This window comes from Bradyrhizobium sp. 132, assembly GCF_023074185.1.
Lineage (GTDB): Bacteria > Pseudomonadota > Alphaproteobacteria > Rhizobiales > Xanthobacteraceae > Bradyrhizobium.
Genome location: NZ_JADPKY010000030.1, coordinates 21,236 through 44,227, shown reverse-complemented (window position 1 = coordinate 44,227; position 22,992 = coordinate 21,236). Strand labels below are relative to the sequence as shown.

Genomic DNA, 22,992 nt, shown 5'->3' with positions numbered 1-22,992 from the left:
ACGAAAATCTCTTGCGACATGTTGCTCCGGAACGTAAGCCCGCAAGGCAAAAACGACAAGACCTCAAGCCCTGCGCTTGGGGACGAGAGAGGCCTCCAGCCATGACCCAGCGTTTCGACCTGATCCTCAAGGGCGGCACTGTCGTCAACCAGGACGGCGAGGGAGCCCGCGACATCGGCGTCGTCAATGGCCGCATCGCCGAGATCGGCGCGCTGTCGCAGGCTTCCGCCGCCGAAATGATCGACTGCAAGGGCCTGCACATCCTGCCCGGCGTCATGGACACGCAGGTGCATTTCCGCGAGCCCGGGCTGGAGCAGAAGGAAGACCTCGAGACCGGCTCCCGCAGCGCCGTGATGGGCGGCGTCACCGCCGTGTTCGAGATGCCGAACACCTCGCCATTGACCGTGACGGAGGCCACCTTCACCGACAAGGTGAAGCGCGCCCATCATCGCATGCATTGCGATTTCGCTTTCTTCATCGGCGGCACCCGCGAAAACGTGCAGGACTTGCCGGTGCTGGAGCGTGCGCCGGGTTGCGCCGGCGTCAAAGTCTTTATCGGCTCCTCGACCGGCGCGCTGCTGGTGGAGGACGACGAAAGCCTGCGCCGCATTTTTCAGGTGATCCGCCGCCGCGCCGCGTTCCACGCCGAGGACGAGTACCGCCTCAACGACCGCAAATCGCTGCGCATCGAGGGTGATCCGCGCTCGCATCCGGTGTGGCGCGACGAGACCGCGGCGCTGATGGCGACGCAGCGCCTGGTCAAGCTCGCGCACGAGACGGGCAAGCGCATCCATGTGCTGCACATCTCGACCAAGGAAGAGATCGAGTTTTTGCGCGACCACAAGGACGTCGCCTCCTGCGAGGCGACGCCGCATCATCTCACGCTGGTTGCGCCCGAATGCTACGAGCGGCTCGGCACGCTGGCGCAGATGAATCCGCCGGTGCGCGGCGCCGATCACCGCGCCGGGATCTGGCGCGGCATCGAGCAGGGCATCATCGACGTGCTCGGCTCCGACCACGCCCCGCATACGCTGGAAGAGAAGCAGAAGACCTATCCTGCCTCGCCCTCCGGCATGACCGGCGTGCAGACGCTGGTGCCGCTCATGCTCGATCATGTCAATGCCGGCCGCTTGTCGCTGGCAAGGTTTGTCGATCTCACCAGCGCCGGCCCCGCGCGCCTCTACAACATGGCCTGCAAGGGCCGCATCGCCGCCGGCTACGACGCCGACTTCACAATCGTCGATCTCAAGCGCAGCGAGACCATCACCAACAAATGGGTCGCCTCCAAAGCAGGCTGGACCCCCTATGACGGCGTCCGCGTTACAGGCTGGCCCGTCGGCACCTTCATCCGCGGCCGCCGCGTGATGTGGCAGGGCGACCTCGTGACGGCGTCGCAGGGCGAGCCGGTGCGGTTTCTGGAGACGTTGAAGGCGTAGCCGCGGTGTTGCCACACATTCGTCATTGCGAGCGCAGCGAAGCAATCCAGAGTCTTTCTGCGGAGGCAGACGGGATTGCTTCGCTGCGCTCGCAATGACGAGGGGGGAGAGCTACACTCCCTCGATAGGGAGAGTAGTCAATGACCCAACCGACACCCCTCATCACCGCCGAGCAACTCGCAGCCCAGCTCGGCGACCCCAATCTCCGCCTCTACGACTGCACGACCTACAACGAGCCGGTGCCGCCGGGCAGCGACCTGCCTTATCGCGCGGTGCCCGGCGACAAGACGTTCGAGGCCGGCCACATCCCGGGCGCCGATTTTCTCGACCTGCAAGGCGAGTTCTCCGACACCTCCGCGCAACAGTTCTTCATGATGCCTGGCGTAGCCCAGCTGGAGGCCGCCTTTGGCCGCCACGGCCTCGATGCTAGCAAGACCATCGTGCTCTACAGCATCGGCACCATGATGTGGTCCACGCGGTTCTGGTGGATGCTGCGCTCACTCGGCGTCGATGCGCAGGTGCTCGACGGCGGCCTCGACAAATGGAAAGCCGAGGGGCGGCCGCTCGAGATGGGCGCCCCAAAGGGATATCCGCCCACGACCTTCAAGGCCACACCGCGCGAAGGCTTGTTCGTCGACAAGACCGCCGTGAAGGCGCGGCTTGGCGATCCCGCGACTGTTATCGTCAACGCGCTCGGTCCGCAATTTCATCGCGGCCTCGAGCCGAGCCGCTACGGCCGGCCGGGTCGCGTTCCCGGCAGCGTCAACGTATCAGCGGCAACGCTCACCAATGCCGACAAGACGCTGACGACGCTTGCCGATGCCGAGGCCAAATTCGCCGCGGCAGGCGTCACCCGCGACAAGAATGTGATCCTTTATTGCGGCGGCGGCATCTCGGCGACGATCGACCTGCTGCTGCTGACGCAGCTCGGCTACGACAAGCTGACGCTCTACGACGCCTCGATGGGCGAGTGGGCAAGGGATCCGGCGCTGCCGATCGAGACGGACTAGGATATCCCTTAACCCTTCCCCAAGGGAACCCCGAGGAGAGGATCAGAAAGTTGGGAACCTTTCCCTTGGGCCGGCATCCAATGTCCGGAACGAAGCGAAACGAGCAGGTGACCGCCATGCAACGGACCGCAGCCGGCCTGTCCGCCGGCGCCAAGACATCAGAAATCCGGGCATTGGAAGCCGAACTGGTCGACCGGGCGCGGGGCCGGGACGAGGCCGCGCTCCGTGAGATCATGCAGGCCAACAACCGCAGGCTCTATCGGCTGGCGCGCGGGATTTTGCGCAGCGACAGCGAAGCCGAGGATGTGGTTCAGGAAACCTACGTCCGCGCCTTCACCCATCTCGATGGGTTCCGCGGCGAGTCCGGACTGTCGACCTGGCTGTCGCGCATTGCCATCAACGAGGCGCTTGGCCGGGCGCGAAGCGCCAAGCCGCATGTCGAGCTCGGCTCGGTGCCCGAAGCGATGCTCGAGGCGCAGATCATAAAATTTCCCTTTTCTCCCGCAGGCGATCCGGAAAGGACCATGGCCCAACGTGAAATCCAGCGCGTCGTCGAGCGCGCCATCGACGAGTTGCCGGATGTCTTCCGCATGGTCTTCGTCGCACGCGTCATGGAAGGCATGAACATCGAGGAGACCGCCGAGCTGCTCGGCGTCAAGCCCGAGACCGTGAAGACGCGGCTGCACCGTGCCCGCACCATGCTGCGCGAGAACGTCGAGAAGGAGATCGGTCCGTTGGTGATGGATGCGTTCCCGTTCGCCGGGTGGCGCTGCGAGCGGCTGACCGTGTCAGTGCTGAAGCGGCTCGGCATCGGCGGCTGAAGTTTTTCGGGAACGTTCGCGCGAAAACTCCATCCAACGCCTGTGAAGCAAAGCGCCGGCAATCCGTCCGGCAGCACAGGAGTGTCAAACCATGTTCGTTCGTTGGAGTGCGGCGATCGCCGCAGCAATTTTGTTGTCGAGCCCCGCGCTGCTGCAAGGCGCCAGAGCAGCCGACAAGCCGACCGATCCGCAGATCGCCCACATCGCCTACACCGCGGGCGTGATCGACATCAACGCGGCCAAGCAGGCGCAGAAGAAGGCCAAGAACAAGGATGTGAAGGCATTTGCAGAGGACATGCTGCGCGACCACGAGGCCGTCAACAAGCAGGCGCTGGCGCTGGTCAAGAAGCTGAACGTTACGCCTGAAGACAACGACACCAGCAAGGCGCTGTCGAAGCAGGCGAGCGATAAGCTGGCCGAGCTCGGCAAGCTGGACGGCGCGGCCTTCGACAAGGCTTATGTCGCGAACGAGGTCGCCTACCACAAGGCGGTCAACGGCGCGCTGGAGACGCAGCTCATTCCGTCCGCCAACAATGCCGAGTTGAAGAGCTTGCTGCAGACCGGCCTGAAAATCTTCCAGGCGCATCAGCAGCACGCCGAGCACGTCGCGGCTGAACTGAAATAGGGAGAGGTGACGATGCCGGGACGATTGTCTGCGATCGCGACAGCGGTCGTGCTCGTGGCGATGGCCGTCCCGGCGCACGCCGCGACCATAGAAATCACGATGGAGAATCTCGAAATGTCGCCGAAAGACGCTTCGGCGAAGGTCGGCGACACCGTGGAATGGATCAACAAGGACGTCTTCGCCCACACCGCGACCGCTGGGAACGGCGATTTCGACGTGAACCTGCCGGCGAAAAAATCGGGGACGTTCGTTTTGAAGAAGGCGGGCACGGTCGATTATTACTGCCGCTATCATCCCAACATGAAAGCGACGCTCAAGATCGAGCCGTGACGGGCTGGGGCGCGCATTCCCGATGGCTGCGGGAACAACTCCCGGCCCTGACGAGACTAATGCTTGGCCGGTGGAGGCCGCTTCCGTGCGATAAACACGGCAGGCTTCGCGACGTCTTCGCCGAGACTTCGTCGTAAAGTCATTCATCCGTAGACTGGCCCCGCCCGTGCGGCGGGGTCATTTTCGGCAAGGCTTACTGCCTGGAGAAAGGCTTACTGTCTGGAGATGTCGACCGAGAATTCGCCGTTGCGGATCCGGCCGGGAAAGCCCTCGACGAATTTCGCCACCGCGTCCTCGCCATAGGTGCCGACGAGTTCGGCCAGGGCCGCGAACAGGCTCGCCTGCGCCAGGCAGTCGCCGTCGACGCCATCATGGCGCGCTTCGGCCCAGGCCTCGTTGAGATAGCTCAGTGCGGCCTGTTTCTGCTCGTGATCGGGCAGCGGCGCGCGGGCGGGGGCGTAGGACACTGGATGGCTCATGAAACTCGACAGGGCTGGAGGCGCGTCCACGGCGATGCGCTGTGCGAGAGGTGTAGCACGCGCGTTAACGCCCGCTAGGCCACATCTTTAGGAACGGTTAACGGCTGTGTACAAAGACGATGACAGAGTTCCCCGATGCCCAACCCTCATGGTGAGGAGCGTGCGAAGCACGCGTCTCGAACCATAGAGGCCCTGCTGCAGCAGCAGGGCCTTTCATCCTTCGAGACGCGCGTTCCGCGCTCCTCAGGATGAGGAGTTCACGGTCTGGATGCGGTTGGCAGTAAATCAGTTCGCGTAGCGTGCCGTGAGATCGCGCGAGATCTTCGAGCCTTCCTCGATGTAGCGGCGGATCGCCACCGTCGCGGCCGGCGTGCAGCTGCGGTAGGTCTGCTGAAAACCGTTATAGCCGCGGTTGAAGCCGGCGATCATGCGGGTGCGGCGCTCGCCCGCGGGGGTTTCGGCATCGATCAGCGCCTGCATCTCGCTGCGCCATTTGTTGCCCTCGTTGGACCCGCAGATGCCGCGCAGATAGTGCAGCCCGCCGAGGATCTCCGCCAGCCGCTGCAAATCGCCGTCAAACGGCGCTGCCCCGTCCTGGGCCCGGGCGGGCGCGGAGGCACAGGTGAGAAGCAGGGCAAAAATGGCCAGAAATCGCGTGGACATCGGCGGGGTGTATGCCCCCTCGGGGCGGTAGACGCAAGGCGGGGTCAGGGGCCGATCAGCCGGTGGGCCGACTGGATGACCTCTTCCAGCCCTCCGGTCAGCTTGAGGTCGCCGAGGCTCGCCAGGGCCTCTGGGGCGACCCAGCGGTAATCGTCGAGCTCGTCGTTGAGAACAGGCTCCCGCGCCACCCAGCGGGCGGCAAAGGACATGATCAAATAGTGGCCGGCGCCGGCCGTGGCTGGCAGCACTTCGCGCCAGCCGGCCAGGCCAATGATGTCGATATCGAGCGCCGTCTCCTCGTCGACCTCGCGCGCCAGCGCCTGGTGCAGCGATTCGCCGAACTCGACCCGGCCGCCGGGCAGCGAATAGAACCCCTTTGCGGGCGAGCGCGCGCGGCGGGTCAGGAGCACCTTGCCGTCGCGAAAAATCGCGGCACTGACCGCGAGCTGGGGATGGGTGGGCTGGACGACCGCGGCCATGACTTCACCTGCTCGGGCTCAGTTCGCCATAATGGTGTCGACGTCGGCTTCCGCACCGCCATTGATGATGCCGCCGCAGGCCGCGATCAGCGGCCTGACCCAGACTGCGGCTTGCTCGGCGAGGCGGACGCGGGTCGTGTCCTTCTCGACCTCGCGCATGGCCGAGCCGACCGCTGACAGAATCGAGGTCATGGTGTCGGTGAGATGGTCGAACTGGGCGCGCACGTTCGGGTCGGCCTTGTCATAGGCCTCGATCGCCAGATCCCGGGCCTTGAAATTCGAGGCGGTGAAATGCTCGGCGTAGGACAGCGGCGACCAGGTCAAGAAATCTTCCGCGCATTCCGGCATGTCCGGGACCATTTCCAGCAGCATCACGGCTTCATTGAAATGGTTGAGATAGTCGGTGGCAAGCCCGGTCCGCGGGTTGATGTTGGCGACGCGCAGCCGCTCGGCCCAGGCCGCGGCCTCGGGCCCCGTCTGTCCATGCATTCGCGCCGGCTGGGGGACCGTTGAGCTCATCTGCCGCAGTGTTGACGTTCGGGGTTAAAAGGACCTGAACGGACCCTATATAGGCGCTCAAGGATGTGTGGACGCTTCGTCATAACTTCAGCCCCGGCGGCTTTGCGGCAACTGTTCGGCTATATCGAGCAGCCGAATTTCCCGCCCCGGTTCAACGTGGCCCCGACACAACCGATTCCGGTCGTGCTGGCCGAGAACGGCGCGCGGCATTTCCGCCTGATGCGCTGGGGCCTGTTGCCGGGCTGGCTCAAGGATCCCAAAGGATTTACGCTGCTGATCAACGCCCGCTCCGAGACGGTGCTGGAGAAGCCCGCGTTCAAGCGCGCGATCCGCCGGCGGCGCGGCCTGATTCCGGCCGACGGCTATTACGAATGGAAGTCGATCGACGGCCGCAAGCAGCCCTTCTTCATCCACCGCGCCGACGGCGAGCCGCTCGGCTTTGCCGCATTGTTCGAGACCTGGGTCGGGCCGAACGGCGAAGAGCTCGACACGGCCGCGATCGTCACGGCGGCGGCGAGCGAGGATCTCGCCACGTTGCATGACCGCGTGCCCGTCACCATCGGCCCGCGCGATTTCGAGCGCTGGCTGGACAGCCGCAGCGATGACGTCGACACCGTGTTGCCGCTGATGACCGCCCCGCGCATCGGCGAATTCGCCTGGCACCCGGTCACTACTCGAGTCAACCGCGTCGCAAATGATGACGAGCAGCTGTTGCTGCCGATCAGCGCGGAGGAGATCGAGGCGGAAGCGGTGAAGCCGAAGAAGGTCGTGCGGAAGGCGGTTGGATCGGAGGATGGCGGGCAGGGGTCGTTGTTTTAGGCGGCGGCGCCCTCAAACAATCTCCCGCGCCTTCAACTCCGCAATCGCCGCCGCATCAAAACCTAGCTCGCCCAGCACCGCATTCGTATCCGCGCCGAGCTCCGGCGCCATCCGGTCGAGCTTGCCGCCGCCATGGGCGAGCTTGAACCCGCTGCCGGCGAAGCGCAGGCGCCCGTAGGGCGTATCCAGCTCCTGGATCGCACCGCGCGCCTTGATCTGCGGATGGTCGATCACCTCCTCGACCTTCCAGATGCTGGCGCAGGGCGCGCCGGCATCTTCCAAAATCGTCTCCCATTCGCGCGCAGGCCTGGCCGCGAGCGCTTCCTCGATGATGGCGCGCAACGCCGGCTCGTTGTCGTTGCGCGCAAACCAGTCGGCGAAGCGCGGGTCGGTCAGCGTGTCCTCGCGGCCGAGCGCAGACATCAGCGCGCGATATTGTTTCTCGTTGTTGACGGCGAGCAGGATGTGGCCGTCACCACATCGAAACAAATTCGCCGTGGTCCGGCGGCTCACCGCCTGATTGCCCGACAGTGTCTGGCGATGGCCCGCGACCGACCAGTCCGCGATCTGCCCCGACAGAAACGCCATCGTCGCTTCCAGCATGGAGACGTCGATGAGCTGGCCCTTGCCGGTGCGGTCGCGCTGGTACAGCGCGCTCGACACGCCGAACGCAGCGGTCGCGCCCGAGAGCACGTCGCACACCGCAAAGCCCGCGCGCGTCGGGCCGGTCTCCGGATGGCCCGTGATCGCCATGATGCCCGACAGCGCCTGCATCTTGCCGTCATAACCGGGGCGCAGCCGATCCGGGCCGGTCTGGCCGAAGCCTGATACCGCGCAGTAGATCAGCTTTGGATTGATCGCGGACAGCGCCTCATAACCGATGCCGAGCTTGTCCATCACGCCCGGCCGGAAATTTTCCATGACGACGTCGACATTTGCCGCGAGCTTCTTCACGATCGCGATCGCATCGGGCTTTTGCAGATCGAGGGTCAGGCTGCGCTTGTTGCCGTTGATGGCCTGGAACGCCGGCGCGAGGCCGCGGTCGGCCCATTCGCGCGACAGCGGCGTGCGGCGCATGTCCTCGCCCTCGCGCCGCTCGACCTTGATGACGTCGGCGCCCAGCAGCGCGAGCTGGTAGCTCGCATAAGGGCCGGCCAGCACTTGCGTGAAGTCCAGGATCTTCACGCCTTCGAACGGTCGCGTCACGTCGCTCTCCCTTTTTGTTTTGGTTGTCGGAGGACGTCAGGCGGCGCGGTTGCCGCGCGCGAGCTCCTTCTGCTTGTCGAATTCGGCACGGCGGCGCGCCAGCTCTTCAGGTGTGAGCTGCGCGACGTTGTTGTAGTCGAGCTTCCAGGAGGCGTCCTCGCTCCAGCGCAGCGGCGACTGCATCGTGGTCTGCGGGCCGCTCGCGGTCTCCAGCAGTTTCAGCGCCAGCTCGAGCGTCTGCGCCTGCGAGGCGATGTCGTGCGGCTTGCCGGCGGAATTGCCGAGCGGGAAATCCGAGAACAAAAAGCGCGGCACGGCGGCGTGTTCGATGATGTCCTTGGCGCAGCCCATGATCACGGTCGGAATGCCGTTCGCCTCGAGATGCCGCGCCACCAGCGCGGTGGTCTGATGGCAGACCGGGCAGTTCGGCACCAGCACGGCGACATCGACCTTGTCGGCAACGGCCCGCGCCAGAATTTCCGGCGCGTCGGTGTCGAGGGTGACGCGATGACTGCGGTTGGTCGGCGCGCCGAAGAAGCGCGGGGCCACCTCGCCGATGCGCCCGGCGGCGCTCGCCTTCAAAAGCTGCGGCAGCGGAAACCAGGTGCCGTTGTCGGTGGCCGAGGTGTGCTTGCGGTCGTAGCCGATATGGGAGATGCGCAGGTCGTGCGGCTTCGCGGTGTCGCCGTCATAGACCTGGTAGAACTTTGCGCTGCCGTTATACGCCGCGCCCGGCCCCTGGTCGCCCTTGGTGGGATCGTACGGCGCGGCCGTGGTGATGATGGTCACGCGCGATTGCGCCAGCGGCTTCTTCAGCGGCTGGAACGGCGCCTCGGTGTAGTGGGCCCAGCGATACGCCGTGGTGTAGCCGATCGCGGTGTAATAGTCCCGCGTGCGCTGCATATAGGGGACGGGGGCATCATAGTCGGGCGCAAAGCCGAATTCGTCGTCGCGCGAAGCGGTCATGGGGCGCGTCTCCTGTGGTTCTTGTTGGCAACAGACTATTGATAGTTGGAGGTGAGCTCAAGGGTAAGCAACCTACCGAAACAGATGCAGCGCCGCGTATTGCAACAGCATGATCGCCTTGGCGTCGATGATGCGCCCGTCCGCGATCATCGCCAGCGCCTCGTCGATGCCGAGCTCCAGCACCTCGATGTCCTCGCCTTCATGTTCGAGGCCGCCGCCGTCGCTGACCCGCATCTCCGGCTCGTATTCGGCGACGAAGAAATGCAGCTTCTCGGTGATGGCGCCGGGACTCATGAACGCCTCGAACACTTTCTCGACGTGGTGCAGGCGATAGCCGGTTTCCTCCTCGGCCTCGGCGCGGATGCGCACCTCGGGCGAGGCATCGTCCAGCACGCCGGCGGCCGCCTCGATCAGCAAATCGTCGTAGCCGCGGATGAAGGCCGGCAGGCGGAATTGCTTCACCAGGATCACCGTGCGCCGTGCGAGATTATACGGCAGCACGGCGGCGGCGTTGTCGCGCTCGTAGGTTTCCCGGTGCTGCGTCTGCCATTCGCCATTGGCGCGCCGGTACTCCAACGTGGTGTTCTTGAGGGTGGTCCAGTTGTCCGAGAGCACGCGGACGTCCTTGATGCGGACGCGGTCGGAAATGGTCATGGCTCGATCTCAGTTGCTTGCTCAGTTGCTTGGAGTCGTGTCGCGGCCGTCGAGCCACTTCTGGAACATCACCGAGGTCGATTCCTCAAAACCCAGCGACTGATAGAACGCATTGGCCTGCGCGTTCTCGCGCCGGACCAGGAGCTGGAGCTTTGCAATGCCGGCCTGGCGCAGCCAGTCCTCGGCGGCGGCCATGATCACCCGGCCATGGCCGCGCTTGCGGCCATCGGGGTCGACCGCGACGTAATAGACCCAGCCGCGATGGCCGTCATGGCCGACCATGACGGTCGCGACGATCGCGCCGCCGTCGCGACCGATCAGGATGGTGGAATTGTCGCGCCGTCGCGCCAGCGCGATGTCCGAGTGCGGATCATTCCACGGCCGCGTCAGGCCGCAGCGCTGCCACAGCGCGACGACAGGCTCGACATCGGCGTCATTGATCGCATCGATCTCGAGAGCACTCACAGCACTTTTCCCGGGTTCATGATTCCAAGCGGATCGAGCATTGCCTTGATGGACCGCATCAGCTCGAACGCGGTCTTGTCCTTCACGTCAGGCAGCTCGTCGCGCTTGAGCACGCCGATGCCGTGCTCGGCCGAGATCGAGCCGCCCATGCGCAACACGATCGCGAACACCACTGCGTTCATCTCGTGCCAGCGTGCCAGGTAATCCGCGGTGTTGGCGCCGATCGGCTGGCTGACATTGTAGTGCAGATTGCCGTCGCCGAGATGGCCGAACGGCACCGGCCGCGCGCCGGGAATCAGCTTCACTACGGCGGCATTGGCCTCCGTGATGAAGGCGGGAACAGTGGCCACCGGCACGGAAATGTCGTGCTTGATCGAGCCGCCCTCCGGCTTCTGCGCCGACGACATCTCGTCGCGCAGCTTCCAGAAGCCGGCGCGCTGGGTGAGATTGGCCGCGATCACGGCGTCGTCGACGATCTCGTCCTCCATGGCGCGGCCGAGGATCGTCTCCAGCGGCGTGCGGGCGTCGTCGCCCGGAGAGGACAATTCCATCAGCACGTACCAGGGATGTTTCTGCGCGAGCGGGTCACGCACGTCGATGCCATGGCGGATCGAGAAATCGACCGCCAGCTCCGAGAGCAGTTCAAAGCTCGTCAGCGCATTGGCGGCCTCGCTTTGCGCGATCGTCAGGAGTTTCAGCGCCGCGTCAGGCGACTTCAGCCCGACGAAGGCGGTCTCGATCGACCGCGGCTTTGGAAACAGTTTCAGCGTCGCGGCCGTGATGATGCCGAGCGTGCCTTCGGCGCCGATGAAGAGGTTGTGCAGATTGTAGCCGGTGTTGTCCTTCTTCAGCTTCGACAGCACGCCCAGAACGCGCCCGTCCGCCAGCACCACCTCGAGCCCCAGCGCCATCTCGCGCGCGACGCCATAGGCGAGCGCGGCCGTACCGCCGGCATTGGTCGAGAGATTGCCGCCGATGGTGCAGCTCCCTTCCGCGCCGAGCGAGAGCGGAAACAGCCGGTCCATTTCAGCGGCCTTCTGCTGCGCGATCTGCAGCACCACGCCGGCCTCGCAAGTCATGGTGTTGGAGGCGACGTCGACCTCGCGGATCTTGTCCAGCCGCCGCAGCGACACCACCACCTCGCCATTGTGTGGCGTCTGTCCGCCGACGAGGCCGGTATTGCCGCCCTGCGGCACCAGCGCAATTCTGTGCTCGGAAGCCAGCTTGCAGATCGCGGAGACCTCCGCGGTCGAGCCCGGGCGCAGCACCAGCGGCGAGCGGCCGTGAAACAAATTGCGCTCCTCGGTGACGTACGCCTCGATGTCGGCCGCATCGGTGATGGCATGGCGATCGCCGACGATCTTGCGGAATTGTTCGATCAACTCGGGCGCAAGCGGAGGGGTGGCGGATTGATTGACGTTCATGGTCGTGTCTCTTCTCAAGCTTCTTATCGGGCGACCGCGGCCCGGCGCAGCCGGTCGTTGATCGCTTCGCCCAAATCGTCTTCGGGAATCGCCATCACGGCGATTGCGCGCGGCCTCCTGGCATCGAGGGCGCGAAGATAGCCGAACAGATTGGCGGCGGCTTCATCGAGATCACCGGTGGGCGACAAATTCATGACGGCGGCGGCGGCGTCAACGCCCGGCAGGCGCGCGGGGCCGAACGCCAGCAGCGCTTCTCCGGGCGCAACGTCCTGCGCATTGAGCCGCACATTGGCGCGCGGTGCGTAATGCGAGGCCATCATGCCCGGCGCCAGCGGCTGGCTGTCGTCGCTGTCGGCCTCCACAGGCGGCCGCGCCAAGCGCGCGCCGAGCACGGCTTCAATTCGTTCGCGCGACAGCCCGCCGGGCCGCAGCAGCATCGGCGCATTGAGGCAGCCGACAATGGTCGATTCGACGCCGACCGTAACAGGCCCGCCGTCCACGATCAGGTCGATCCGCCCCGCAAGGTCGCTTTCGACATGGGCGGCCAGCGTCGGCGAGACGTGGCCGGAGAGGTTGGCGGACGGCGCCACCACCGCCCCGCCAAAGGCGCGCAGGATCGCCTGCGCCACCGGATGGGCCGGAATCCGGATCGCGACCGTGTCGAGACCCGCGGTGGCGAGATCGGCGACCGGGCAGTTGTCCGTCTTCGGCACCACCAGCGTCAGCGGCCCCGGCCAGAACGCCTCCGCAAGGCTCGAGGCGCAGGCGTCGAGTCGCCCGATCCTCCGCGCGGCCGCGAGGTCGGCGACATGCGCGATCAGCGGATTGAAGGCCGGCCGCCCCTTGGCGGCGTAAAGATGGGCGATCGCGGCGGCATTTCCGGCATCTGCTCCGAGCCCGTAGACCGTCTCGGTCGGGAACGCGACCAGCCCGCCGCGGGCCAGTATCCGGGCGGCAGCTTCCGCGCCGGCCTCGCCGGCCGGTAAAATCAGCGTTTCAAGACCCGTTTTCACAGGGATAAGATTCCTCGGCTCGGCCGCTTGCGGTGCGCCACACCCAACGCTATAAGCCGGCCTCTTGTCGGAGTGTGGCTCAGCCCGGTAGAGCACTGCGTTCGGGACGCAGGGGTCGCAGGTTCGAATCCTGCCACTCCGACCATCTTTTCAATAGCTTATAATTTCGCCTCTAACGATGCGCAACGAAATGCGCAACGAATTGGCGGGTTTCCCATGTTCTTGACGCTCGTCATTTGCCGCCTTACATGGCGATAAGTGCAGTGGGAACAGTTCCGCTGTCGAATGGATGGGGATTTTGCCCCGCCAGAAATGGGCAAGGAGGCCCAGAGGCTATGGCGCAGCTATTCATCAAAATCGCGATCTTGATGTTCGGGGGACAATGGCAGTCGTCCCTTGCGAGCGAACTCGGCGTCAACGAGCGCACCCTTCGGCGCTTTGTGGCCGGAACGTCGCCTATTCCGGTTGGCATCTGGAATGACCTAGGTCGCCGGCTTTTCAACAAGGGGGTCGAAGTACAGCGGATGCACGAGCGCCTCACGGGGCTTCTCCCGCATACCGGCAAGATCGTACTGTCGCCGATCGCCAACACGAGGCCGGATGTCGAGCTTGACGGCCTTTACTTCTGGCTTAATCGCCCGGACGGGAAGCGTATCCGCTGCCGCGCGAGCCGCGGAATCTTCGGCGATCTCGGCGCGGAACGGCCGAATGAGGCGCTGCCCATTTTTGAAAAATGCAGCGACAGCTTTTATCGAGCGGCCAGCACCAAGTTCGAACTCGGCGAATATGACGATCGTATCGGCATTTTCCTTGAGCCGGACGACGTGATCGTGATGCCGAACGACGGCACCTAGAGCCAGCGCTCTCAAAAAGCGATTCTATGTGGCCGTGGGCCAATTTGTTCTCACGTGGTCAATTCGCGAGCCTGCTTCAGCCCAAGGGCAGGACACGCCGTTTGCCGGTGACGGTAACCGCCGATCACCTTGATAAGCTAACAGCAGATGTTTCTGCCTTTGGGGTGATTTACTCGATTTCGCAGAAACTACTGCACGCGACATTCGAAAAAATTAGCGGCGTCTCTAAACGCTTCATCCCAGGAAAACAGGATATGGTAGCATGTCAATTTTTCTCGTAGGAGATCCCTTTCTCATCGAGGAATTTTAAGAATGGCTCGTCGACGGAAATAAATCGTACTGGGCTGAAGTCTGAATAAGCTTCGATCCGACCTGTTACAATGACCGGCGGACCTTCAACTAAGCTTAATATGGTGCCACCGAACTGGCCGGGGATGCGCGGAAGCGATCGCTGCCATAACCGATGCTCCTCAATGATCTGGCGACGACGCTCGCCAGGAACCTGAATATTCGGCACTTCGAACTCCTGTACGTTACGTGGCATCCTCGAGGCCGAGTTCGCGTCTCGCCATCTTCACGGCATCCATCGATGATCGAACCGAGGGGTCGCTAACTCGATGAACCAAGCGATGGCGGCCATCGATGGAGTAAGTGACGTTCCATTCGTCCGGCTTTGCCGACCGGTGCTGCGCGCCCATCTGCACTCCTAAAATCTCAATAGCCATAACTGTCTTCTCCAATCCCAGTAGAGGTTGGCTCCGATTCGCAGCCGGTCAATGACCGGAAATGCAATGTGAGGAAATATCGGTGGAAAAGAGTCTTGGGCTCCCGACGAGGATAGTTCGCTGTTGGTTAACGCCGTCCCCTAAACGCCTCTGCCGCCTCTTCCTGAAAGTCCGGGTGATGATGGCCGCAGTTGGCCTCCAGCTGTTCCACGGTCATCCCCAGCCAGCCGGCGGCCTCCCACATATCAACGCCGGCCTGCATCAACCACGTCGCCGCAGTGTGGCGCAGCGAATGCCGGACGACATCTTCGCCAAGCCCGGCGTCCTGCAGAATACCTTCCCAAGCCGAACGGATTTTGCCGGCAAGCGGCTGCCCATCGTTCATGCGGTTGACGACGAAGCGGATTTGCTCGCCGCTCTGCAGAATGCCGGCCGCGCGCAACTCGCCTGACCGCGTTTGGTCGATCTTGTGCCAGCGGACCAGGTGAGGGCGCAGACGACTGGCAATCTTTGCTGCTGGGCGCCGCTTCTTGGTTGACCGCTCCAGTGCGCCTTTGCCCTGATAGACCATGGCATCCAAGTTCATCCAGGGATGCGTGGTGGTGGGGAGCCATTGCGTGCGCCGGATCGTTTCCTCGCGCCGCGCGCTGTAAACGCCAATCAGGCAAAAGCGGGCGGCCGGATAACGTCGCCGGATGATCCACCGTTCGCGACGAAATAGCTTGCCATCTTCCTTTCGTTTCCAGGCGTTTCGCTCGTTATCCCACACGTAGCCGATTGCGGCACCGAGCAGGCGCGCGGCTTCGTTGCGCGTCAGCCAGCGGTGGCGGCCTTCCGCCTTGGGAGGCAGGGTAATCTTCGGAACGACGCTCAGCGTGTGCTCCGCATGGTACGCGTTGACGGCAGCCCGCAAATCCTCAAGCCGGCGCCTGGCGGTTTGATCGGAAACTTTACCTTGACGTGGCTTAAGCCCGATCTGCCTGTTGTTTTCGTTCGGCGTGCCGGTGGACCAGTCCACGAAGTCGCGGCACAGTTGAACCTTGAGTTTGCTCACCGTCTTGTCACCAAAGAAGCAATTAAGATCGAGAAGCCGGATGAGCAGCAGATCGTGCTGCGCCCAGGCTCGCTCGTCATTCTTGTCCTTGGGCCGTTTGGATATCTCGTAGGCTGTAAGGACGTCGGCTATGTCGAGGACGCCGGGGTCAGTTGCGCCGATTGTGGTTGTGTGCCGTCTGCCGATATAGGTTTCGAGCGCTTTCGCAGCGCCATCAACATCGTCGCGGCTGCAACCTGTGCGGATCTGCCGTCGCTTTCTCTCTGATCGATCGAGGATGACCCAGCGTCCTGCGTCTTCTCGGAACCAGAGTCGTGGCGGCTTGGCTTTGCGGCCCGGCATGACGGTTTGACCAATTTGCGGATGGCACGAGGCGTGGTCAGATCCTTACCTGCGACTTTGGCGATTTCAAGAGTCCCAGAGGCTGCCGCCGTTCGCAGGGAGGATAGCGTCAATGGACCTTGCGGAAAGAACACGGCAACAGCTTCGACGAGGGTCATCACTTCGTCCTCGCTCCACTGCGAGGGATCAGGACGTGCTCTCGCCCGGGCAAGCTTGTCGACCCTACGCTTTCGAATGCGCGTTCCAGATGACGCGGTACTCATTGCCACCTTATGGTGAGGTGAGGGAACTCTACTCAGCTAGCCGGTCAGGCACATCTTTGGGACCTGGCGACTGTTTCGAACGTCATTTCGGCCGTTCCGCGCGGGCATCAAAACGAGAAACCGTGAGCCTTGTGAAGGACATTTCTGCCACGGGCGGCATTTGGCTTGGAAAACGTAGAAAAGGGACGAGTATTCGTCCCCTGTAGGAGGACCGCTGAACCCGTCGTCGTTGGTCGGTACGCTCCGCGTTGGCAACGATCGACTTAATCGGGCCTGGTTTTCCATTCATCAACGCAGCATTCACGTGCGCGTTAGGACACGAGCCAGCAATCACGCCGCTATGAGCGGGAGGAAGCAACCCAGCTTCGTTTATTCTATTTTTCACTGGAGGTCGTGCGTGTTCATCGCGCTTTGATGAAGTCGTCGCTTCTGGGGGGAAAACTGTTCCGATACTGGACGGCTCGTCTGTAGGCAATCATCGTCCGTTCGTATCGCTCTAATTCTTGAATTCCCGCAGGTTAGCCAAGTCGTGAACGCGCTCGTGACGGTGCGCGTCGATCATTCCAGGCATGGTAATGGTACCAGTAGTAACCGTGCAGGGTCCCGCGGCTTCATAGGCCATCAACGATCACGTTGCTGCCCTCGTAGGTAACCGCCGCGTCGATCGGGCGTAAGCCGAGCTTGATCTTGTTCTCTTACGGCCAAATTGGCAGCGACGGTGCTGCCTCATTCGGCTCCACAGCACAAACGTTCTCTGCGGCGATCCGAAACCGCTCTCGTTCCTTCTCGCCGAGATCCCTACCCGCCATCCGACAAGCGGTGGCCATCCAGGACGCTCGATCGAGCGGTAAACGTGCGAACTCGGCAGACGATTCCGGTGCGAGAACAACCGAATTACTGGTTGGATCGAAGCTAGCGAACCAATCCCATTCCCGCAGTCGAAATCCATCCCCAAGGGGAAGCAGTCGTTGTGCATCCCAGAGCTCGAGCGCAGCACCGGCTCGGGAATCGTTGTTTTTCTGCAGCTTCTGATCCGCGAAACCGACACCCTGCATGATCAGGAACTGGCTGTCTGGGGAGACAGCCAATATCTTGGCAGGTCCTGGGAAACGATTGAAGTCGTCCGATAGCAGCGCTCCGGTGCGCGCATCGAGCTTGTACAAGCTGCGTCGCCCTGTCAAAGCGGCCACGTATACAGCTTCGCCCCTACTATCAGCAAAGATTCCGGTCACGAATTGGCCGCCCGGCAAGGCAATGCTGAACTTCAAGCTTCCTGATTGTGCGTCGAATGCTGCAATCCCGCCGCCATTGGCATCGCCGGCAAACAGCACTCCAGCGCCACCAAATCCAAGAGTTCGGATTTTGAAGGGAGAATGGGCAAACAGACGCCATCTGGCAGTCTGAATATCAAAACGCCAAATTTCATCAGTTCCAATCGAAAGAAATATGCAGCCGCACTTCGGCGCATACACAACTTCGCGGCCCGCCTCAGCAAGGGAGATCCCGGGAGGCGGCGGAGCGCGGACGACTTCGGTTAGCGCACTATCCCAGATAATCAAATTTCCTCGGGCATCCACAGCCTCCAGACTGAGCTGATCTCTAGCCGCACGCGGCCCAACAACAACATTCGCCTCGAAATCGAATCTCACGTTCTTAGTTATCGCAGGCGCTCCGAGACAATCGTACAACCGAAGCTCTCGACCGGTCCGGAGGATCAGACGGCATCCACTTTCGGTCCACCTCAGTAGGAGGACTTGGCCTTCGTCTTTCAGTTGCCGGCTCTCGCCTGGCCCCAAACGATCAAGGGCATACAAACCGAGTTCCTGATCCACGGTCCCGACCATGAGGGCTCCACGCTTCGTTTCGGCAAGGCCTGTCACAAAAGTGGCGTCCGCGCGCAGGGTCGATGCTGTCCACTTTGACCCTTTTCGCAGCCAATATTCCGTCACATCAGCTTTCGTGCGCAGATCACGGGTCGAGAGCAAAACGGCATCCGCGGAGATGCTTCCTACTCCACCGGGACTCGCCAGGCCCCCGATTTGAGGGCATTCCGATGCCAATGTGCCGTCTGCCACCTTCCAACACCGAAAGGCATTTGTTTTTCTTGCATCATCTTCGCGACCGTACCAGTTTTGATCAAGGCCGCTCGCACTTGCCAAGTGTTCACCGGCACTGTCGAACACCGCGTCGATAAACACTTGGCCCGCGGCTGGTGCCGGCGACAGCCGCCTCCATACGCTACCTCGTCTCAGCCAGATGCCGCCTTTGGTCTGCAAAGCGAGAGTAGATCCGTCTGGAGCCAACCGAAGAACAGGATACTCCAGCGACCTCTCGGGCGACGGCTCCTCTCTGATAGCTTTACCGAGAGCCACATCAAAGGTAATGACCTTCCCCTTGGCTGTTCCCGCATAGACGAATTGGCTCTCAACATGACCTGCCAGAGCGGCAACTTCTTCGGTGGGGATTTGCTGGATTAGCGTTGCTCGGCGTGCTGACAAATTGAAGTCGAACAGCTCGATGGAAAATTTCCTCGCAACCACCAATTTGGTCCCTCTGGCGGCGAGGGCAAACGCGGCGACTCCAGCCTGGACACCAGTGATCAGCGTGCGCTCAGGTCTTGGCTTGGTTAAATCCCACAGGCTCAACTCGCCGCTGTCGCGTCCTGCCAATCCGACGATTATTTGATCCGGCAGAACGAGCAAGGACCTCACAGGGCCATTGGAACCATGCAAAAAACGATCAAGCTTAGGCCTGCGTGTGAGGGCAGAGAATAATGCAACATCAGTTTGAAAACTCGGGCTTGTCTTGTATGCGGCAACCGCCAGCAACAGGGACTGATCAAGTTCGCTGGCGAGCTGGGATTCCAGAGCGAGACGGTTTGCCTCACTGCGCATGCGTTGATGCTCGCTCCAGAGACCAAATCCGACAGCCGCAAGTGCCAGAAGGGCGAACATCACGGCCAGACACGCTGTCACTCGCATACGCCATCGCTGTGCGACCCTCTCGCGTTGCACCAAATCGTCGAGGCCAACCCCGAGCAGACCCGCCATCAACTTCAGTTTGCCTACATCTCGCTCGTCCTTTCTTTCCCGAAAATCTGCTGCAAGGGGCTCACGCCCCTCAGGCAGCTCAGTCAGCGAACCATCAGGCCCAACTTGTCGCAGTAGAGCTGGCGGGAAGCATTCATCCGCCGCAAAAAACCCGGCGCGGCTCGCCGCATGAGGTTCGCCGGACGAAATGGCTGCAAGAATGCGATGCCCCTTGCCGAGGGCTTTAAAAGTTCTAATCTCCTCACTGACATACGGCGAGGTAGCCGCGCTGGGGGAGCACAACACGAGCATCGCATCCGAGTTGACGAGCGCGTCACGTATCGCGTCGCTGAGGTTACCCGAAGCCGAGAGGTCGTCACGATCCCGAAAGCATCGTCCAAGCCTAGCGGGAATGGGGCCGAAGGCCCCGTTCTTCCCAACCAAGTCCCTAGGCACGTGATAACCCTCAAGCTTACGATGCAGCCAGCCCGCAAGGGATTCGTCTCGATGGCTGTAGCTAATGAAGACGGCAAATCGCCGAGCCTCTTGAACTTGCTTTGCGCTCGGTTGCCGCATCTCGTTCATCTAGCGATTCCGCTGGGGTAGGCGATCTTCTGATTAGCCTCACCCTTCGGAAACCACAATGAGGGCCAGTCCGGCCGTAAATCCGGCCCGGCAATCACGGACTGATTCCTGAACCGATATGACTTCGCCTCGCCAGAGTCGTTACTTTCCGTCCGATTCGAGTCCGCTATTGAAGGTAGTTCGGCTGCGCGGAGCCCGTTATCGGCGTAGTCAAAGCTGACCCCCGAAGGCAATCGCAAATGCCGTGACCTCTTTACTAGAGGACCGAATGACATCCATAATCTCGCAGGAACTTGCCCGGTTGTATTGAGCAGCGAGCACGCAGCCCGTCTAAGACATCCAAGAGCGTGATCGAGAGGTAATTTCAGATGCCCCTCAAACGACAACTAAGCGGCGAGTACGCGAAGCCCGTGGTGGACGATGTGACCCGCGCAGAGGGGTATAAGGAATTCCGGTGTATTCCGGCGCACTGGCTTCCTTCGGCAGGGAGCGATCTGACACCGTACGCGGCCGAATCGCTCAGTACTTTAATGGCTGTGCAGAAGGATCCGGACTTTTGGTCGGCATCCGACGCAGCGATGCGCGCCCGCCATATTGCGCCCGCCTCGCTTGATGAGCGGGAGCTAGCGATTATGGCGACACGGCGAAGTAATGATTACAATCGCGTGGCGCCCTGGGCAAGTAGCACGATCGCGCTCGCTTGCGAGAATGAATGGGGCGGCGGACAGGATCCCCACGTTCATCCGTTTGCGAACCTTCCTCACAAGGAAAGCGACGGCATTCTTGGCCATTATGGCATGACCGCTACCATCATTTTCCGCGCAGAGAAACACGTCGTGGTAACCGGCATGGGAATTCGCGAAAGCAAGCGCGCGAAGGCGATTCACGAACCATGGCACGGCGGAATCGGCACATGGCTCAGTTGGCAGACGATTAACGGTTGGCAAGAGATGCACCGGAGGCAGGATATTCCAGTAGGCCTAGTCGAAATAGCGAGTGAAGGCCGATTGCTGTTGTTCATTTCGCATCGCTGGGAGACCCCCGAGCACCCGGATCCGGCGGCAAACCAAATCAAGGCACTCAAAACAGGTCTCCTTCTCGCTCTGTGCGTTGCGATTGAAGGCATGGAGGATGGCAGGGCAACACACTCTGGCCTGCCTGAGATCATGCGACGGTTTTTCGATTCATCCTCGCGGCTCGTGGCGGAGCGCATTCTGCTTTCTGCTTGGGCGGAGGCTGTGATCGACGTAGCTAGGACGGCTGCTGACGAAGCGGCTTTCCTACCGGCCGCAGAAGCGGTGGAAGAATCGCTAGGTGTGGGACAGCTTCTCGATCGGATGCGCAGCCAGGTTTTGCTGTGGTACGACTACGCCTCAATGTATCAGGCGCCGCGAGCAGACGAGGAAGAGCGGACCTTTCGTAACGACTTGCGGCTGCTAAATCGCATACAGGCGAGCGCAACAACGGTGGTGATTGCGGACGACCAACACTATCTCGGTCGCGCATGGTGCTTTCTCGAAGTGGCGGGCGGTATCCGAAACTCGATCGCTGAACTGACGCCTTCGTGGTCGCGATCACTAGATATTTGCAGTAGCGCTAATAAGTGGATGCATATCACCGACCAGCTGATCGGGGCTCTGAACGTATGGGGAACCGAGGCGATACCCTCGTCGGGTCTTGTGACGACACACGCGGCCGATCTTCCCATAGTGGCGGAGCTGATATCCGAACTGCCGCTCGTCGGGTTGGTGGAAAGCGACGGTATGGATCTGATTGGCGGGTCCATGCCGATCTCGTTTACGGACGGCGTAGGTTGGGTAACTGGCGCCGGCGCTCGTCCGGTTATCAAAGAGACATTGCATACGCTGGGCGCATTTGGCGACTATGGCCGTGTGCCGTCACAGCAGCAGTTGGCTCGCGCGGCAAATGATGCCGCTGCCGATAAGCTTACGGGTGGATGCGCGGTGTGGATTTACGCGACGCAGCGCGTGCTGGCTCTTGCGTGGATGGCACGGCGCGCCGAACTGCTCACTTGGCTGAATGCCGGCATCCCTATCCCTCAGGTCGATTCGGCTTGCGCAACGTGGGCCGATTCGCTCTGTCTCGCGGAAGACGGCAACGGATGGACACGGTTTGTACCAAGCAGCGTTAAAACACTAATCATTGTGACGCAGGCGGACCTTCCTGATATCTGCATCTTGTATACCTCGGTGCTAAAGTCGCATCTTGCCGCGGGCTGCACAGTGATTACCGTAACGCCTGAAACGGGTGTGGTGAAAGTGGAAGTGCCGGACGACCGAAAGACCGGGCAAACAGTGAAGGCCAACGCACTTGTGGTCCCGCGCATCCGGCGATCAACGGCTTATCCCTCTTATTTGTTGCTCGGAAGTGAAGTATCCCGGGAATTGGTAGAACGGGCGGCGTGGCTGCGTCTGGAACCAACGGAACTGGCGAGAGCGACCGTGGCGCTTAGTACAGAAGAGTTTGCCTCACTAAGCGTGGATCGCGTGCTGGTGGAAGCTGAGTGCCGGACGACTTTAGCATGCTGGGAAGCGCTGCTGGAGCACGGCCTCGATCCGCTTACCTGGCGCACCGCGAGTGGTGCCCGGCAGCAAATCGATATCGTGAGGCAGATCGTAGCAATGCTCTGCCAGTTCACGGAGAATCCACTGTTGCGGCGGCGCCTGCTGTACGCGATTCTCGAAAATGACACCGAACGAGGGCAGTCGTTGCCGGGCAATCTGCCTCGGCGAGTGCAAGAAATTATCAACGAATTGCGAGCGGAAAGGCCTCGGTGAACCGAAGTTCAGCTGACGTTGATGGTGACGCGTTTGAGAAGAGGAAATTAAACGGCTTTTCAAGCGGTTTACCGCGCGCGAGTAGTATCGGATAGGGAGGCGAGCATGTCAGATGGTTTGGGGACATTGCGGCGACCGTGATCGAAGTTCAAAAAACTTGACGCGCTTGAGCAATCTTTGTGGGCGCTGAAACGAAACAAAATTCGTCACCGGGAAACTCGCCTGGAACAGACCTTTTGCTGCGAAAGTGAACAGAGAACGGACGCGAACGCTACCGGGTGAGTCTGAGACATGCGCGCATGTGTTCTGAAGAAAGAATATCTTGAATGATCGTCGTGGGGGGATGCTATCGCGAGCTGTGCGAGAGTCCGAGTTGGAATTCCGTTCTGGGTTCGGGCGGACGGGGGGCCGTCGTCCTTGCGGGGTTTGCGCC

The 22,992-nt window shown here is 61.9% G+C and carries 22 protein-coding genes and 1 tRNA gene; 9 read left to right on the top strand and 14 right to left on the bottom strand.

Translation table 11 applies throughout. The annotated features are described in order from the left end of the window. Positions 1-101: 101 nt before the first annotated feature. From IVA74_RS04420 to IVA74_RS04400, 5 genes are all read left to right on the top strand, one after another. On the top strand, positions 102-1,436 hold the full coding sequence (locus IVA74_RS04420; protein ID WP_247340235.1) for a dihydroorotase: 1,335 nt from the start codon (positions 102-104) through the stop codon (positions 1,434-1,436). Positions 1,437-1,576: 140 nt separating this feature from the next. Then, positions 1,577-2,446, top strand: coding sequence for a sulfurtransferase (locus tag IVA74_RS04415; RefSeq protein ID WP_247340228.1), 870 nt, complete (start codon positions 1,577-1,579; stop codon positions 2,444-2,446). A 116-nt stretch (positions 2,447-2,562) separates the two neighbouring features. Then, positions 2,563-3,267, top strand: a complete 705-nt coding sequence (locus IVA74_RS04410) for an RNA polymerase sigma factor (protein WP_247340227.1) — start codon at positions 2,563-2,565, stop codon at positions 3,265-3,267. A gap of 91 nt (positions 3,268-3,358) precedes the next feature. After that, a complete protein-coding gene (locus IVA74_RS04405) occupies positions 3,359-3,892 on the top strand; it encodes a DUF4142 domain-containing protein (protein WP_247340226.1) in 534 nt (177 codons plus the stop codon). Positions 3,893-3,904: 12 nt separating this feature from the next. Beyond that, entirely contained in the window at positions 3,905-4,222 is a 318-nt protein-coding gene (locus tag IVA74_RS04400; protein ID WP_247340225.1) for a cupredoxin domain-containing protein, read from the top strand. A gap of 212 nt (positions 4,223-4,434) precedes the next feature. Here the strand turns inward: IVA74_RS04400 and IVA74_RS04395 are convergent, their stop codons facing one another. From IVA74_RS04395 to IVA74_RS04380, 4 genes are all read right to left on the bottom strand, one after another. Then, positions 4,435-4,701: a hypothetical protein gene (locus IVA74_RS04395; protein WP_007594892.1), complete on the bottom strand. Its 267-nt coding sequence runs from the start codon at positions 4,699-4,701 to the stop codon at positions 4,435-4,437. A gap of 285 nt (positions 4,702-4,986) precedes the next feature. Next, the gene (locus IVA74_RS04390; protein WP_247340221.1) at positions 4,987-5,364 is read right to left on the bottom strand and encodes a TIGR02301 family protein; all 378 of its coding nucleotides are present in this window, start codon (positions 5,362-5,364) and stop codon (positions 4,987-4,989) included. 44 nt (positions 5,365-5,408) lie between these two features. Beyond that, on the bottom strand, positions 5,409-5,843 hold the full coding sequence (locus tag IVA74_RS04385) for an NUDIX hydrolase (RefSeq protein ID WP_247340220.1): 435 nt from the start codon (positions 5,841-5,843) through the stop codon (positions 5,409-5,411). 18 nt (positions 5,844-5,861) lie between these two features. Then, positions 5,862-6,362 (bottom strand): hypothetical protein, encoded by a 501-nt coding sequence (locus IVA74_RS04380; RefSeq protein ID WP_247340216.1) that lies wholly within the window; start codon positions 6,360-6,362, stop codon positions 5,862-5,864. Positions 6,363-6,425: 63 nt separating this feature from the next. On the opposite strand from IVA74_RS04380, the gene IVA74_RS04375 reads away from it, so the two are divergent. Continuing rightward, positions 6,426-7,181: an SOS response-associated peptidase gene (locus IVA74_RS04375; protein ID WP_247340215.1), complete on the top strand. Its 756-nt coding sequence runs from the start codon at positions 6,426-6,428 to the stop codon at positions 7,179-7,181. Positions 7,182-7,193: 12 nt separating this feature from the next. Here the strand turns inward: IVA74_RS04375 and IVA74_RS04370 are convergent, their stop codons facing one another. The 6 genes from IVA74_RS04370 to IVA74_RS04345 form a co-directional block, all read right to left on the bottom strand. After that, a complete protein-coding gene (locus IVA74_RS04370) occupies positions 7,194-8,387 on the bottom strand; it encodes a CoA transferase (protein ID WP_247340214.1) in 1,194 nt (397 codons plus the stop codon). A 36-nt stretch (positions 8,388-8,423) separates the two neighbouring features. Next, a complete protein-coding gene (locus IVA74_RS04365) occupies positions 8,424-9,353 on the bottom strand; it encodes a glycine reductase (RefSeq protein ID WP_247340213.1) in 930 nt (309 codons plus the stop codon). A 72-nt stretch (positions 9,354-9,425) separates the two neighbouring features. Then, positions 9,426-10,007 (bottom strand): GDP-mannose pyrophosphatase, encoded by a 582-nt coding sequence (locus IVA74_RS04360; RefSeq protein ID WP_247340212.1) that lies wholly within the window; start codon positions 10,005-10,007, stop codon positions 9,426-9,428. A 21-nt stretch (positions 10,008-10,028) separates the two neighbouring features. After that, a complete protein-coding gene (locus tag IVA74_RS04355) occupies positions 10,029-10,472 on the bottom strand; it encodes a GNAT family acetyltransferase (protein WP_247340209.1) in 444 nt (147 codons plus the stop codon). Beyond that, positions 10,469-11,896 carry an FAD-binding oxidoreductase gene (locus IVA74_RS04350; RefSeq protein WP_247340207.1) on the bottom strand — a complete coding sequence of 476 codons (1,428 nt, stop codon included), beginning with the start codon at positions 11,894-11,896 and terminating at the stop codon, positions 10,469-10,471. Before IVA74_RS04350 ends, IVA74_RS04355 begins: the two co-directional genes overlap by 4 nt. Positions 11,897-11,919: 23 nt before the next feature. Beyond that, a complete protein-coding gene (locus IVA74_RS04345; RefSeq protein WP_247340205.1) occupies positions 11,920-12,909 on the bottom strand; it encodes an L-threonylcarbamoyladenylate synthase in 990 nt (329 codons plus the stop codon). Positions 12,910-12,977: 68 nt separating this feature from the next. Between IVA74_RS04345 and IVA74_RS04340 the strand changes: the two genes are divergently transcribed. Together IVA74_RS04340 and IVA74_RS04335 are read left to right on the top strand one after the other, a co-directional pair. Next, positions 12,978-13,054: transfer RNA gene (locus tag IVA74_RS04340), tRNA-Pro, on the top strand. Between the two features lie 190 nt (positions 13,055-13,244). Continuing rightward, positions 13,245-13,763, top strand: coding sequence for a DUF1488 domain-containing protein (locus tag IVA74_RS04335; RefSeq protein ID WP_247340203.1), 519 nt, complete (start codon positions 13,245-13,247; stop codon positions 13,761-13,763). 265 nt (positions 13,764-14,028) lie between these two features. Here IVA74_RS04335 and IVA74_RS04330 read toward each other — a convergent pair whose 3' ends face one another. The 4 genes from IVA74_RS04330 to IVA74_RS04315 all read right to left on the bottom strand — a co-directional run bounded on the left by IVA74_RS04330 (position 14,029) and on the right by IVA74_RS04315 (position 19,761). Continuing rightward, entirely contained in the window at positions 14,029-14,280 is a 252-nt protein-coding gene (locus tag IVA74_RS04330) for a hypothetical protein (protein WP_247340202.1), read from the bottom strand. Between the two features lie 16 nt (positions 14,281-14,296). Next, the gene (locus tag IVA74_RS04325) at positions 14,297-14,488 is read right to left on the bottom strand and encodes a hypothetical protein (RefSeq protein ID WP_247340201.1); all 192 of its coding nucleotides are present in this window, start codon (positions 14,486-14,488) and stop codon (positions 14,297-14,299) included. A gap of 127 nt (positions 14,489-14,615) precedes the next feature. Beyond that, positions 14,616-15,884, bottom strand: a complete 1,269-nt coding sequence (locus tag IVA74_RS04320; protein ID WP_247340200.1) for a hypothetical protein — start codon at positions 15,882-15,884, stop codon at positions 14,616-14,618. A 958-nt stretch (positions 15,885-16,842) separates the two neighbouring features. Then, positions 16,843-19,761 carry a toll/interleukin-1 receptor domain-containing protein gene (locus IVA74_RS04315; RefSeq protein WP_247340199.1) on the bottom strand — a complete coding sequence of 973 codons (2,919 nt, stop codon included), beginning with the start codon at positions 19,759-19,761 and terminating at the stop codon, positions 16,843-16,845. A 368-nt stretch (positions 19,762-20,129) separates the two neighbouring features. Here IVA74_RS04315 and IVA74_RS04310 point away from each other — a divergent pair, with 368 nt between their 5' ends. Further along, a complete protein-coding gene (locus tag IVA74_RS04310) occupies positions 20,130-22,559 on the top strand; it encodes a hypothetical protein (protein WP_247340196.1) in 2,430 nt (809 codons plus the stop codon). Positions 22,560-22,992: the final 433 nt, after the last annotated feature.